The 13,034-nt window shown below is 69.4% G+C and carries 11 protein-coding genes and 1 pseudogene; 5 read left to right on the top strand and 7 right to left on the bottom strand.

Annotated elements, in window-relative coordinates:
- Positions 1-237: 237 nt before the first annotated feature.
- The 4 genes from IEY95_RS01235 to IEY95_RS01220 all read right to left on the bottom strand — a co-directional run bounded on the left by IEY95_RS01235 (position 238) and on the right by IEY95_RS01220 (position 5,329).
- Positions 238-1,503 (bottom strand): alpha-L-fucosidase, encoded by a 1,266-nt coding sequence (locus tag IEY95_RS01235; protein WP_189183910.1) that lies wholly within the window; start codon positions 1,501-1,503, stop codon positions 238-240.
- A 167-nt stretch (positions 1,504-1,670) separates the two neighbouring features.
- A complete protein-coding gene (locus IEY95_RS01230) occupies positions 1,671-2,540 on the bottom strand; it encodes a geranyl diphosphate 2-C-methyltransferase (RefSeq protein ID WP_189183909.1) in 870 nt (289 codons plus the stop codon).
- Between the two features lie 39 nt (positions 2,541-2,579).
- Positions 2,580-3,896: a family 2 encapsulin nanocompartment cargo protein terpene cyclase gene (locus IEY95_RS01225; RefSeq protein ID WP_189183908.1), complete on the bottom strand. Its 1,317-nt coding sequence runs from the start codon at positions 3,894-3,896 to the stop codon at positions 2,580-2,582.
- A 5-nt stretch (positions 3,897-3,901) separates the two neighbouring features.
- On the bottom strand, positions 3,902-5,329 hold the full coding sequence (locus IEY95_RS01220) for a family 2B encapsulin nanocompartment shell protein (protein ID WP_189183907.1): 1,428 nt from the start codon (positions 5,327-5,329) through the stop codon (positions 3,902-3,904).
- Positions 5,330-5,637: 308 nt separating this feature from the next.
- Between IEY95_RS01220 and IEY95_RS01215 the strand changes: the two genes are divergently transcribed.
- The 4 genes from IEY95_RS01215 (at position 5,638) to pqqB (ending at position 10,065) form a co-directional block, all read left to right on the top strand.
- Positions 5,638-6,879 carry an acyl-CoA dehydrogenase family protein gene (locus IEY95_RS01215; RefSeq protein WP_189183906.1) on the top strand — a complete coding sequence of 414 codons (1,242 nt, stop codon included), beginning with the start codon at positions 5,638-5,640 and terminating at the stop codon, positions 6,877-6,879.
- 105 nt (positions 6,880-6,984) lie between these two features.
- Positions 6,985-7,404, top strand: coding sequence for an SseB family protein (locus IEY95_RS01210; protein WP_189183905.1), 420 nt, complete (start codon positions 6,985-6,987; stop codon positions 7,402-7,404).
- Positions 7,405-7,983: 579 nt separating this feature from the next.
- Positions 7,984-9,096 carry a hypothetical protein gene (locus IEY95_RS01205; protein ID WP_189183904.1) on the top strand — a complete coding sequence of 371 codons (1,113 nt, stop codon included), beginning with the start codon at positions 7,984-7,986 and terminating at the stop codon, positions 9,094-9,096.
- 60 nt (positions 9,097-9,156) lie between these two features.
- Positions 9,157-10,065, top strand: a complete 909-nt coding sequence (gene pqqB / locus IEY95_RS01200; protein ID WP_189183903.1) for a pyrroloquinoline quinone biosynthesis protein PqqB — start codon at positions 9,157-9,159, stop codon at positions 10,063-10,065.
- Between the two features lie 9 nt (positions 10,066-10,074).
- Here pqqB and IEY95_RS01195 read toward each other — a convergent pair whose 3' ends face one another.
- From IEY95_RS01195 to IEY95_RS01185, 3 genes are all read right to left on the bottom strand, one after another.
- Positions 10,075-10,473 carry a MarR family winged helix-turn-helix transcriptional regulator gene (locus IEY95_RS01195; RefSeq protein ID WP_189183902.1) on the bottom strand — a complete coding sequence of 133 codons (399 nt, stop codon included), beginning with the start codon at positions 10,471-10,473 and terminating at the stop codon, positions 10,075-10,077.
- An 83-nt stretch (positions 10,474-10,556) separates the two neighbouring features.
- Entirely contained in the window at positions 10,557-10,910 is a 354-nt protein-coding gene (locus IEY95_RS01190) for a VOC family protein (protein ID WP_189183901.1), read from the bottom strand.
- Positions 10,911-11,052: 142 nt separating this feature from the next.
- Entirely contained in the window at positions 11,053-11,679 is a 627-nt protein-coding gene (locus IEY95_RS01185; RefSeq protein ID WP_189183900.1) for an SMI1/KNR4 family protein, read from the bottom strand.
- Positions 11,680-11,895: 216 nt separating this feature from the next.
- Between IEY95_RS01185 and IEY95_RS01180 the strand changes: the two are divergent.
- Positions 11,896-12,996, top strand: a pseudogene (locus tag IEY95_RS01180) (glycoside hydrolase family 53 protein); the annotation flags it as partial.
- Positions 12,997-13,034 lie beyond the last annotated feature (38 nt).

Genomic DNA, 13,034 nt, shown 5'->3' with positions numbered 1-13,034 from the left:
CGGTGGCTGGTGCCCCTCGACCTTGAGTACGCCGGTTCGGGCACAGCTTCTCACCGCGTGCCCAGACCTCTGCGAGCCGGATCCCGGTTCGCTAACAGCCGCGCGGCCGACGGGTCCTTCGTCGAACATGTCGTGAGCCTGCTCGACCCCGACCACCTCCAGCTGTCTCGGGAGTTCGGCTGACCTCCAGGCGTGGAGGGGCCTTCGGAGACTCCCTCCGAAGGCCCGTCGTCACGTTCAGTCCCGCCCGGTGCCCCGATAGAGGTCCAGCTCCCCGTCCAGCTCGACCGCGAGCACGGTGGCGTATGCGTCGAGGTCCGCCGCGGCAGGGGCGTCGATCCAGGTCACGCCAGGTACCGCGTCCAGTCCGCCGGTGATGTGGTGGTCCAGTTCGGTGCCCGTGCCGAGGACGGTCACCCGTCGTACCGCGTTGCGCAGTCCGCGGATCGCGACGGACTCGCGCGGCGCGTCGAAGCACATCAGGTAGAGCGTGCGCCGGTCGGCGGACAGGGTGCTGGGGCCGTAGTGGTGTCCGGCGGGCAGTCCGGCGACCGTCCCGTACACGGCATCGCTGTGGTGCGCGATCCACGCGCCCAGACCCTCGACACGTTCGACCTGCTCCTCGGGGATCGTTCCGTCCTCCCGGGGGCCGACTCCGAGCAGCAGATTGCCGCCCATCCCGATCGTCTCCGTGAAGTAACGCACCAGCTGGCGCACCGACTTGAAGTCGCGGTCCTTCGGCCGGTAGCTCCACGAGTCGTTGACCGTCAGGCACAGTTCCCAGGGGCCGTCGGGGGCCTGCAGCGGAACGCCCTGCTCGGGAGTGGCGTAGTCGCCGTAACCGAGCATGCGGGCGTTGAGGACGGTGTCCGGATTGCCCGTGAGGATCAGCTCGGCCAGTTCGCGGATCCCCCACTGCTCCTCGGTGCGCTCCCACTCGCCGTCGAACCAGAGCAGGTCCGGGCGGAAGCGGTCGACGAGTTCGCCGACCTGGCCGTCGCGGTAGGCCAGGTAGCGCTCCCAGGCCGCCGGGTCCTCCTTGCCGGGCTCGGCGTGGGAGTACCGGCTCGGGGGCTCGTCGCCGGGCTCGACATGCCTGATGCTCGGGTAGTCGGGGTGGTTCCAGTCGGAGTGCGAGTAGTAGAGGCCGACCTTCAGGCCCTGCTCGCGCAGAGCGTCCGCGAATCCGCTGACCAGGTCACGGCCGGCCGGTGTGTGCCGGACGACGTTCAGGTCGCCGTGGGCGGTGTCCCACAGAGCGACGCCGTCGTGGTGCTTGGTGGTCAGCACCGCGTACTGGGCGCCGACACGGGCGAAGAACTGGGCCCAGGCCCGCGGGTCGTAGTGCGACGCGGTGAAGCCGTCGAGCTGTTTCATGTATTGCTCGTGCGAGACCTCGCCCGTGTAGAAGGACCAGGACTCGGCCCATCCGTCGACGGCGTAGATGCCGTAGTGGATGAAGATGCCCAGCTTGGCATCGGTGAACCAGGGTTGCATCGGCATGGACCCAAGCTAGGCGCCGACACTCCCTCCGCGCGTGGGCGCCGGTCACCACTACTGGTTCGTTTTCACCCTGAGCCCCGTTCGCTCTGCGATCCAGTGCATTCGCTCTGCGATCCCGTGCAGGTGTGCGGGGCCCGGATCTTGAGGAGCCGGGCCCCACTCTCACATCAGATGCGGTCGGCCGCGATCAACAGGTAGTGGAAGCTGCCCTCCTTGTACGCCGTCAGGAACGCCTCCTCGATGCCGGTCGTCACGGAGGACTTGGCCCGCAGCTCCCAGTACGGAATGGTCGCCGCGGTCAGATCGACGACGTTGATGGGGACGAGGTTGTTCGCGGCCATCGCCCTGAAGTACTCGCTGCGCGGGTGGATGTTGCAGGTGTAGTGCTCGTCGATCTTGCTGACGGCCTTGGAGCGCATGCCCTTGACGTCGTTGGAGCACCCGGTGATGCACACGTAACGGCCACCGGGCTCCAGCAGCCGGGAGAACTCCCCGTACAGCTCGAGGAGGTCGACGTACATCGTGGTCTCGTTGGTCCAGATGCCGCGTCGCGAACCGGTGGCGAAGCCCGTGTCGAGCATATTGCGGAAGTGGAAGCGGACCTTGTCGGACACCTTGCGGCGGGCGGCCTGGTCGTTAGCGAAGGCGACCTGCTGCTCCGAGATGCTCACGCCGTCCACCGAGCAGTCGAAGCGGGCGTTGGCCATGATGCTGGTGCCGCCGCGGCCCGAGCCGGCGTCCAGCAGGTGGTCCGCCGGCCTGATCGGGCCGAGGTGGTCGAGGAGGACGTCCGCCTGCGCGGTCTCCAGGCGGTGCATCTCCTCGATCATGCGCTGCTCGCGGGTGTCCGCGGGGCCCTGCAGAACGGACGGGTCGTAGTCGCCGATGCCGTAGTGGTGGTGGTAGAGGTCGTCGACCTCGCCGAGCCGGAGGTTGACCGCGTTCCTCTCCGCGTTCCAGTAGTCGGCGACGGACTTCTGGTACTCGGTGCGCAGGACCTTGTCCATGGCGATCATTTCCATGTCGGTGACAGGCATGGTGATCCAATCTCCTTGCGGGTGAAGGGCGTTGAGGTATCAGGCGGCCGTGGTGTAGCGGGCGCTGCCGGCGTGCCATTCGCGGCTGCCGCCGAGCCAGGCCCAGGTGCCGGCCAGGAAGCGGCGCAGCTCGGGGGAGCCGGCGGCGGCGAGGGCCGCGGCCTCGGCCTCGAAGGTGTGCATGAGTTCGTTGTGGACCTCGACGGTCCGGTCGACCGCCTCCTCCAGGGAGCACTGGTCCTCGGACGCGATCAGCCGGGGCAGGCTGAAGTCCGTGGGATCCTCCTTGCCCATGGAGTAGAGGTCGTTGACGATCACGCTCGCCGTGCCCGCCATGGTGAAGGCGCGGCGCACCCGGGGGTCGGCGAATTCGCCGTACGGCAACTCGTATCCCGCGACCGCGTCGACCAGCACCATGCACGGCACGAAGCTGTTCTCGTGCCGGTGCATCAGGAACTCCCAGACCGGCGGGGTCTGTTCGGCCGTGTGCCAGACGCCTTCCTGGTTGTAGGCGACGAACATGATCCCCAGCTCGTGGCGGAGCCGGCGTACCTGAGACGTCGTCGCGTACCGGGCGAGGTTGTCGAGACTCGACCGGAGGGCGCGCATGACGGGGTCCGCCCGCACGACCTCCTCCAACTGCGGTGCGTATGTCAGGGGGAGATGCGCCTGGTCGATCACCGAGTGGGCGATCGCGAGGCGCTGCCCCAGCAGTTCGGGCCGCGCTTCCTCTACCTCTCCGTCCACGTAGTGGTCGTCGACGGACCACTCCGCGAGCGCGCACTTCGCCGCCGCCAGGAGCCGGTCGGGGTCGTCCGACTCCGGGTGCGCCAGCATGATCAGCCGCCCGAAGTCGGCCTTGCGGATCTTGTCGAGCTGGCCAGGGTAGATCCCGACCTCCTCCGCCCACTCGACCAGCCGCTCGGTGACGGTCTCGCCGAGGGCGCGGTCGTCGCGGACGGCGGGCGGACAGTGCAGTTTCGGAGCGGGATCCGCCGCCGGTTCGGGCTCCGGGCGTGGCTCCGGAGCCCGCAGCCGGGTGGCCGAGGTGCCCAGTCCCGTCGGCCCCGAGGGCAGGACTGGGGAGCGCATCGAAGCGGGCGAAGGCGGGGTGACCCCCACCGCAGGCGTGGGGATCCGCATCGCAGGGGAGGCGATCCCCACCGCGGGAGAGCCGATCCGTGCCGCGGACGTGCCCAGCCCCGTCGGAGCGGACGGCAGCCGTGGACCGCGCGCCGCCTTAGAGGGGACGGGCAGCCGCAGTGGTGCCGACGACCGCGCCGACAGCAGCGCCCGTACCAGCCCCGCCATGTCATGGCCCGCCACGGGTGCGACGACCCGGGAGATCAACGACACAGTCGTCAGCTCCCGTTCGTACGGGCGACCTCGACGTTCTCCAGGATGCCGAGGGCGTCCGGTACGAGGACGGCCGCGGAGTAGTACGTGCTGACCAGGTAGGAGATGATCGCCTTCTCGTCGATGCCCATGAACCGTACGTTCAGACCGGGCTCGACCTCGTCCGGAATCCCGGTCTGGTACAGGCCGATCACACCCTGGTCGTCCTCGCCCGTACGCATCGCGATGATCGACGAGGTGTTGGCCTTGCTGACCGGGATCTTGCCGCACGGCAGCAGCGGAACCCCGCGCCAGGCGGGCAGGTGATGGCCGTTCAGCTCGATGCCGCCGAAGTAGATGCCGCGCTTGTTGCACTCCCGGCCGAAGGCGGCGATCGCGCGCGGGTGGGCGAACAGACAGCGGGTGCCGCGCCGCATGCTCAGCAGTTCGTCCAGGTCGTCGGGGGTCGGCGGGCCCGAGTAGGTGGAGATCCGCTGGTCGAAGTCGGCGTTGTGGAGCAGCCCGAAGTCCTGGTTGTTGACCAGCTCGTACTCCTGACGCTCGCGCAGCGCCTCGATGGTCAGGCGCAGCTGCTGCTGGGTCTGGTTCATCGGCTCGTTGTAGAGGTCGGCGACCCGGCTGTGCACGCGCAGCACCGTCTGAGCCACGCTCAGCTCGTACTCGCGCGGCTGCAGCTCGTAGTCCGCGAACGTGCCCGGAAGTGCGGCCTCCCCGACGTGCCCCGAGCTGAGGGTGATCTCGGCCTCGCCGGACTTGTTCATCTTCTGGTGTCCGTTGGAGCTGATCCGCTGGACGTGGTTGCGCAGGCCCTCGTGGCGATCGGCGACGGCCTTGTACGCGGTGAGCGGCAGAGCGAGGACTGTCGTGGCGGTCGCGGCGCGCGCCGTGAAGTCCCACTTCTTGGCACTCCCCGCGAGGACCTGGCCGCCGAAGGAGTCCCCGTTGGCCATCAGACCGAGGATCGACTCGTCGCCGTACGGTCCCTCGCCGATCTTCTCCACCTTGCCGTGCGCGATCAGGTAGACGTGGTCCGCCTTGCGGCCGGCGTGCACGATGACCTGGCCGGGTTCGAACTCCTTCTGCACGAACTTGTCCGCCAGCGCGCCGAGCACGTCGCCGTCGACGAAGCCGCGCAGCAGCGGCAGTTCACCCAGCTCGGCCGGGACGACCTGCACCTTCGCGCCGGTCTTCACGAACGAGACCCGGCCGTCGCCCAGGGTGTACGAGAGGCGGCGGTTCACCCGGTACATGGCACCCGGCACGTTCACCCATGGCAGCATCCGGGACAGCCAGCGCGAGCTGATGCCCTGCATCTGGGGTTCGGACTTGGTCGTCGTGGCGAGATTGCGCGCCGCTGCCGTACCGAGGCTCTGCTGTTCCTGATCCTGCGTCGTGGCGCCTCCGGCCGGGGCCGTGACTGTTTCGAGCGGCATCGGTTGCCTCGTTCCTGTAGCTGTGGGTTTTCGTAGACTGATGGCAGCGCGACGGCCTCTTGCGTCGTCACGCTCCGTATAAAGATCTACAGCAATTTGGTGACGGTGAGTAACCTGTGCGAGCGGCGTACGGGAGCACGCCCCGCATGGAAGTCACTCCCCTTGCGCCCCCCGGCGGACAGGCAAGCGCTTCAACCGACCGGCGGATCAACCTACTTGGCGTTATCCGGTGGGTACACCGCAGCGGTTGCCGTGTTCAATCACATGTATTGCACGCGCAATGACGGCCCCACCCGTCGGGAGGCACTGTGATCGCCGTTCCCGAACCGGGACTCACCGAACGCGAACTGATCGAGCGGGCCGTGGCGATGCGGCCCGCACTGCTCGAACGGCAGCCGGAGACCGAGCGGTTGACGCACTATCCGAAGGACACCCACGACGACTTCCTGCGGGCCGGGTTCTACCGGATCCTGCAACCGCGTCGCTACGGCGGATACGAGTTCGGCCTGCCCACCTTCTACCGCGTGGTCACCGAGATCGCCCGCGGCTGTCCCTCCACCGGCTGGGCCCTGTCCCTCACCGCCGCCCACGTCCTCCAGGTCGCCACCCTTTTCGACGAGAAGGCGCAGGACGAGATCTTCGGGGACGACGGAGACTTCCGCGCCGCCTCCACCGTCGTACCGATCGGCGTCGCCCGGCCCGACGGCGACGGTCACGTCGTACTCGATGGGACCTGGCCCTATGCGTCGGGCGCCCCCTACTCGACGCACTACGTCGGCCAGACCCTGCGGGCCCCCGAGAAGCCCGGTGATCCGCCTGGACCGTTCGTCCTGTTCGTCGCGCCGCGCGCGATCTGGACGGTCGTCGACGACTGGCACGGCGTACTGGGCCTGCGCGGCAGCGGATCCAACAGCATCCGCATCGACCAGGGGCGCATCCCGAATCACTTCACCGAGGAGGTGAGCCTGCTCGACCTGCCCGTCGAGGGCGGCACACCCGGCTCGAAACTCCACGGCGACGCCCTGTACGCGGGACGGGCGATCAGCTTCTTCCACGGGGAGCTGGCCGCCATCGTCATCGGCATCGCGTACGCGGCCGCGGACGAGTACGCCCGAATCGTCGCCGAACGCCCGCTCATCGCGGACGCGAGCCGCACCCGGGCCGAACTCCACGACTACCAGCGGCACTTGGGTGAGGCGCTGGGAGCGATCCACACGGCTGAGGCGGCGCTCCAACGCAACGCGGAGGACTGGATGGAGGCGTGCCGGCGCAATGTCTCGGGCGAGGCCGCGTTCACCCCCGCCGAGGACAACCGGCTCGCGCTCGTCTTCCTCACCGCGGGGCGCATGGCCTGGGATGTGCTGCACGGCATCCTCTTCCGCACGGCGGGCTCCCGGTACGCGCGCGACGGCGAGCGGATGCAGCGCTACTTCCGGGACGCGGCCACGTACTGGACCCATGTCGGCCCGACCATGGCCGAGCCGCTCCACCGGCGCGTCGGCCGCGACCGCCTCGGCCTGCCGTCGGACGACATCCCGTTGCTGCCCTGAAGCGAACACGAGGAATGCCCCGGCTCAGGACGGGTACGCGACCGACGTTGCGCCCGGGAACGATGTGTCCCGGGTGGTCCGTCCGCCACTACCCGGGAATCTGACATGGACACACCCTTGAACGACCACCACCGGCCCACGGGCGAGACACCGGCTCAGGAGGCTTTGAACGCGCTCGTCGAGAACACGCAGGACACCGCCGCCCTGGACGCGCTGGCCGGCAGCGACGTACTGGTCCCGGTGCCCGACGATGCCGATGAGCGGGACGCCGCCGACCCCACGGCCGTGGCGCTGCCCGTCCTGGACCAGCCGGGCGGCGAGCAGGTGGTGCCGGTGTTCACATCGGAGCTGGAGATGGCCGAGTTGCTCCCGTCCGTCTCCCGGTACCGCCTCGTGCCGCTCGGTGCGCTCGCCTCCCAGTGGCCGTCGGACGACTTGTCGCTCACGATCGACGCCAGCTCGCCGCACGGTCTGACTCTCAGCTCCGAGGGCGTACGCACCCTGCTGGCCCGGCCGCAGATCTGACGGCCGTCCGTTCTCGGGCGTGATGGGGATGGACGGCGCCGACACCGCTCATTCCCCGGCTCCCCGAGGGCCGCCGTGATCACAAACCAGGTGCCTATGGCACCGAAGTCGCTCCACGCCACGAGGCCGCTGTCCGGAAACCGTGACCGGTGCGCCGCGTCGGCGGCCGACCGCCGCGCACCTGGCACGTGGTGCCCGGCCCGCCCCGGCCCACCCTCTGCCCGCTCCGGTCCCGCCCGTCGCCCGTCGGTGCGAGCCCTGCGGAACCGCCGCGCCGAGGGGACACGTCCCCGAGGCGCGTACCGTTCCTGGCGCGACCTGGCCCTATGGGCGCGGCCAGAGACGACGGGGAGGCCCTGAACCATCACTCCGGCGGAGCAGGGCCCCATACGCCGACCCCGCACCCGGCGTCCCGGATCGCACGATCACCGCAGCCCGAACGGCCCAGGCCACCACAAGCCCGCAAGCCCGGAAGCCGACCCTCACACGATCGAGCTCAACCGCCCTCGTGCGCGCTCCCCGGCGAGCAGCCGGCAACCCCCGCCTGAAGCGGAACGCTCCCGGCGTGACAATGACCCCATGAAATGGATCTCCGGCGTGGCCGGCGGACTGCTCCTGGTGTTGGTTCTCGTCAGCATCCTGCGCACCCTCGTCGTACCCCGCGGGCTCTACTCCCCGCTGGTGATCCGCTGGTGGCGCTCGCTGCGCCTGCTGCTGCGTCTGGCCGCTCCCGGCGGCAGCTACCACGCGCACGACCGCGCGCAGACCTGGCTGGCTCCGCTCATGCTGATCGGCATGCTCGCGAGCTGGCTCGGCGGCGCGCTGGTCGGATTCGGACTGCTGCTGCACTCCCTGTCCACGCTGTCCTGGACCCAGTCCATCAGGGAGGCCGGTTCCAGCCTTTTCACCCTGGGCTTCGCCAGCGGCGCCAGACTGCACCTGTCCGTCGTGGACTTCCTGGCGGCGGCCACCGGGCCGGTGGTGATCGCCCTGCAGATCGCGTACCTGCCCACCCTGTACGCCGCCTACAACCGCCGCGAACTGGAGGTGACCCTCCTCCAGGCACGCGCGGGCGAACCCGCCTGGGGTCCGGAGATCCTCGCCCGGCAGTGGCTGGTCGACACCGAGACCGCGTTGCCCGAGCTGTACCGCGCCTGGGAGCGACTCGCCTCGGACATCGGTGAGAGCCACTCCACGTACCCGGTCCTGCTGGCGTTCCGTTCGCCGCGGCCCTACCGCAGTTGGATCGTCGGCCTGGTCGCCGTCATGGACGCGGCGGCCATGCAGCTGGCGCTCACCCCGAACAGCGCCCCGCCCGAGGCACGCCTGGTGCTGCGCGCGGGCTTCACCGCGCTGCGCGACATCGCCCGCTCACTGCGCTTCGAGTTCGACCAGGACCCCAGTCCCGGGGCGCCGATCCAGCTGTCCTTCCTGGAGTTCGACGCGGCCGTCGCCATGCTGGAAGAGGCCGGTTTCCCCGCCGAGCGGACAGCGAAACAGGCTTGGCCGGACTTCCACGGCTGGCGGGTCAACTACGAGACGGTCGCGTACGAATTGTGCCGCCGTGGCGACGTGGTCCCCGCGCTGTGGACGGGCTCGCGGGACTTCGCCACCAGCCCGATCCCTCCCCGGCGGCCGCAGGACCGGCGCCCGAGCGAAGGACGTCCGGAACTGCCCCCTTCCGCCGGGTAGTTCGGCCCGTCCTGGCGGGAAGATCCCCGGGAGGGTCCGATACGGAGGGGTGGGGTTCTGTTGAAAGTCGTCCTGCTGGGCACGGCCGCCGGTGGCGGCTTCCCTCAGTGGAACTGCGCCTGCGCGCTGTGCGCGGCCGCCCGCGACGGCAAGCTGCCGACGCGGACACAGGAGTGCGTCGCTGTCAGCGGCAACTCCCGCGACTGGTGGCTGCTCAACGCTTCACCCGACATCCGTACGCAGCTCACCGGCACGCCCGCGCTCGCACCCGGGCCGGGGCCCAGAGACACCCCGGTACGCGGCGTGCTCCTGACCGACGCCGAGGCCGACCACGTCATGGGGCTGACGATTCTGCGGGGCGGCGCGGGACTCAAGGTCTATGCCGCGCCTCCCGTCCTCGCCACGCTTGCCCCGCTGCGCGCCATGCTCGACCGCTACGCCCCGTGGGAGTGGGCGGACAGCCTGACCGAGGGCGGCTTCGTGCTGGCCGGCGGTCTGGTCGTGAGCGCGCACCCGGTCGGCTCCAAGGCTCCGAAGTACGTCTTCGGGCCCACCGCGGACGCCCGCTGGGTGACGGCGTACCGGATCGAGGACCTGGCCAGCGGCGGAGCGCTCGTCTACGCGCCATGCCTGGGCAGTTGGACACCCGAACTGGACGCACTGCTCACCACGGCGACCTGCGCGCTGCTCGACGGCACCTTCTACGCGGCCGACGAGATGGGCACGGCGGTGCGGGCCGCGGGCGGCCAGGCCGGGATGCCGTCCGACGGACAGGCCGCGATGGGGCACCTGCCCGTCTCGGGCGCCCACGGCAGCCTGGCCGCCCTGGCCGGGCATCCCGGCCCGCGCCGGATCTACACCCACCTCAACAACACGAACCCGCTGCTCGATCAGGCCTCGGACGCCCATGCGCGGGTGACCGGGACCGGGGTCGAAGTCCTGCCGGACGGCGCGGAGTTCATCGTCTAGTCGGCCGTCCTAGCCCTTCAATATCCTGGCCAGGACGGCGCGTTGCAGGGGGAGTACCTCGGAGTGCAGGTCGCGGCCCTTCTCGGTGAGCGCGACCCATACTCCGCGGCGGTCTTCCTGGCAGACGGTGCGCTCCACCAGGCCGTCCTTCTCCAGCCGGCCGATGAGGCGGGACAGGGCGCTCTGGCTGAGGTGGACCTGACCGGCGATGTTCTGCACCCGGCACTGCTCGCCCGCTTCCGCGGCCGTGGCCGAGGCCGAGGCGAGGATGTCCAGGACCTCGAAGTCACTGGCTCCGAGGCCGTGCGGATGCAGCGCGCGGTCGATCTCGCACATCGTGCGCGCGTGCACCGAGAGGATGTCCCGCCACTGGTCTTCGAGGAGGGATCCGGGCGTCTTCGCTGCCATAACTGAACGATAACAGAGATCCGGCCAGTCATTGAGCATGCAACTAGTGCAGATGCATTCAGCGGGCTGCTGCCCCGGCCGCCCTACTCGGCGGAGGGATCCTGGGTGAGCCCGATCAGATTGCCGTCCGCGTCCTTGACCGAGGCGATGAGCTTGCCGCCGCCCACGTCCTGGACGTCCATCAGCAGCTCGGCCCCGGCGTCGAGCAGGGCCGACAGGGTCCCCCTGATGTCGGAGACGTGCCAGTAGGGGACGGGCCCGGTCATCCCCTTGGCGTGACCGTTGGGGTCCAGCCCGACATCCTGGCCCGCGTCCTTGAACCCGACGTAGTACGGCTCGTCCGCGTAGGGCTCCACGCCCAGCAGTGCGCTGAACAGTGCCTTCGTCTGTGTCAGGTCCTTGACGGGGTAGATGATGGTCTTGAGTCCGGCGGTCATGGCGACTCCTTCGTGGTTCGGGTCATCCCGTGCGCATCGCTGTTCGCGCCGAGGTCGTTCCCGTCGGCGCGTTCTCACGCTATGGCGGGGGAGCACTGGACGGCTTCTCGAATCCTGACCGGTCGTGCCGACGCCAGTACGGTCACTCCTCGTCGCGGAAGGTCCTGTACTCAGCGTTCATCAAGTCCCAGAAGGAGCGGTGGCGGACGGCACCAGGAAGCCAGTGAGCCAGGTACCAGGCTTCCCACTCCCCGTCGGAGGTGATCACGCAGGGGTTGAGGAGGTAGACGTCGGTGGCGTCCGGGGCCCGGCTGATGACGAGCGTCTGCGGCAGGTACTCGGGCCGTAGCGTGACCGTGTCCTGTTCATCGCCGTAGACGAAGTACTCCTCGTCGGGGACGCGCGGGACGTCGCGACCGTATCCATCGGTCCAGGCGGCGACCGTCTCGGGGTCCACGTCGCGGGCCCAGCCCACCTCGTGAGCAGGCAGGAGCCGGTCTATGGAGGTGGTCGTGTTCAGCCAGCCGTCACTGGTCAGCAGAAACTGCCGGTAGCTCGGCGGAAGCGCGGCGCCCAGCCGCTCCTCCAGGGCTTCGACCTCATCGGGGCTTGCTCCGGAGGTGCCCAGCCAGCGAGCGGCGCGTACCTCCTGGGGAAACGGCTCGGGCCTCTCCTGCTCATGCAGGATCGGATCGAGCCACTCGTCACTCCAGCGTTGGAGAAGGTCGCGCCAGGCGTACAGCGGCTCGTCCTCTTGGCCGTGATCCATGGCAGAAGGCTAGAGGCCCCGGGCCGCGACGGCCCGCGGGATCCGGGGGTCCCCGTACTCCCAGGACCCCGCGGCTGCTCCCGGTCCCGGTTCAGCCGCGGGCTGTCACGTGGACTCGCGCCGCACCAGCTCCGTCGGCAGGATCACCGCCGCCGGATCCTCGCCCCCTATCTGGGCGAGCAGCACCTGGGACCGCATCAGCGCCGAGATGGTGCGAGCATGTACTCCGATGCCAACGCCGGAAACTGGATCAACGTCGACGACCTGACGTTCACCTCGGGCACCACCGGGCTGTCCGTCAAGGGCTCCGACATCTCCTCCCTCGCCAAGAGCGAGGCCCTCGGCGGGGTCTACAGGACCAGCTCCGGGACCACCGGTGACGCGCTGGCCATCCTCAAGTCCTCCGGCATGAACTACGCCCGCCTCAAGGTCTGGGTGAACCCGGCCGACGGCTACAACAACAAGACGCGCGTCCTGGCGATGGCCCAGCGCATCAAGGCCCAGGGCATGAAGCTCCTGGTCGACTTCCATTACTCGGACACCTGGGCCGACCCCGGCGCCCAGACCAAGCCGGCCGCCTGGGCGGGGCACTCGTACAGCCAGTTGAAGACGGACGTCTACAACCACACCTACGACGTGCTGAACGCGCTGAAGGCGCAGGGCACCACGGCCGACATGGTGCAGATCGGCAACGAGATCAACGGCGGCATGCTGTGGTCCGAGGGTTCCACGGACAACTGGGCGCAGCTCGCCGGACTGCTCAACTCCGGCTACAGCGCGGCCAAGGCGGTCTCCTCGTCCACCGTCGTGGCGCTGCACCTCGCCAAGGGCGGCGACCTGACGGGCACCCGCTGGTGGTTCGACAACGCGGTCGCCAACGGTGTGAACTTCGACGCCATCGGCCTGTCGTACTACGGCTACTGGCACGGCTCGCTCTACGACTTCCAGACCACCCTGGACGACGCGGCGGCCCGCTACAGCAAGCCGGTCTTCGTCGCCGAGACGGCCTACCCCTTCCGTCTGGACAGCGACGACTCGCTCGTCAACCAGATCGACACGACCGGTGAGCTGGTCTCCGGCTACCCGGCCTCGACGGCCGGGCAGACCGCCTGGCTGCGCGACGTGATGAACATCGTGGAGGCCGTCCCGAACGGCCGGGGTCTCGGTGTCTTCTACTGGGAGGCCACCTGGACGGCGGTCACCGGCAACGGCTGGGATCCGACCGATGCCACGTCGGGCAACGGCTGGGAGAACCAGGCCCTGTTCGGCTTCGACGACAAGGCGCTTCCGGCCATGTCGGTGTTCAGTCACCGCTGAGCCCCTGAGGGCCCGGCCGCCCCCGGCGGCCGGGCCCT

Source organism: Streptomyces albiflavescens, assembly GCF_014645835.1.
Lineage (GTDB): Bacteria > Actinomycetota > Actinomycetes > Streptomycetales > Streptomycetaceae > Streptomyces > Streptomyces albiflavescens.
The sequence above is the reverse complement of the archived record's forward strand: the minus strand, read 5'-3'. Positions and strand labels throughout refer to the sequence as shown.

Excerpts from the sequence above, each read along its gene's own strand:
- IEY95_RS01210 (WP_189183905.1), top strand. The coding sequence starts at position 6,985 with ATGGACACACCCTTGAACGACCACCACCGGCCCACGGGCGAGACACCG.
- IEY95_RS01235 (WP_189183910.1), bottom strand. The coding sequence starts at position 1,503 with ATGCCGATGCAACCCTGGTTCACCGATGCCAAGCTGGGCATCTTCATC.
- IEY95_RS01230 (WP_189183909.1), bottom strand. The coding sequence starts at position 2,540 with ATGCCTGTCACCGACATGGAAATGATCGCCATGGACAAGGTCCTGCGC.
- IEY95_RS01190 (WP_189183901.1), bottom strand. The coding sequence starts at position 10,910 with ATGACCGCCGGACTCAAGACCATCATCTACCCCGTCAAGGACCTGACA.
- IEY95_RS01195 (WP_189183902.1), bottom strand. The coding sequence starts at position 10,473 with ATGGCAGCGAAGACGCCCGGATCCCTCCTCGAAGACCAGTGGCGGGAC.
- IEY95_RS01220 (WP_189183907.1), bottom strand. The coding sequence starts at position 5,329 with ATGCCGCTCGAAACAGTCACGGCCCCGGCCGGAGGCGCCACGACGCAG.
- IEY95_RS01205 (WP_189183904.1), top strand. The coding sequence starts at position 7,984 with ATGAAATGGATCTCCGGCGTGGCCGGCGGACTGCTCCTGGTGTTGGTT.
- IEY95_RS01185 (WP_189183900.1), bottom strand. The coding sequence starts at position 11,679 with ATGGATCACGGCCAAGAGGACGAGCCGCTGTACGCCTGGCGCGACCTT.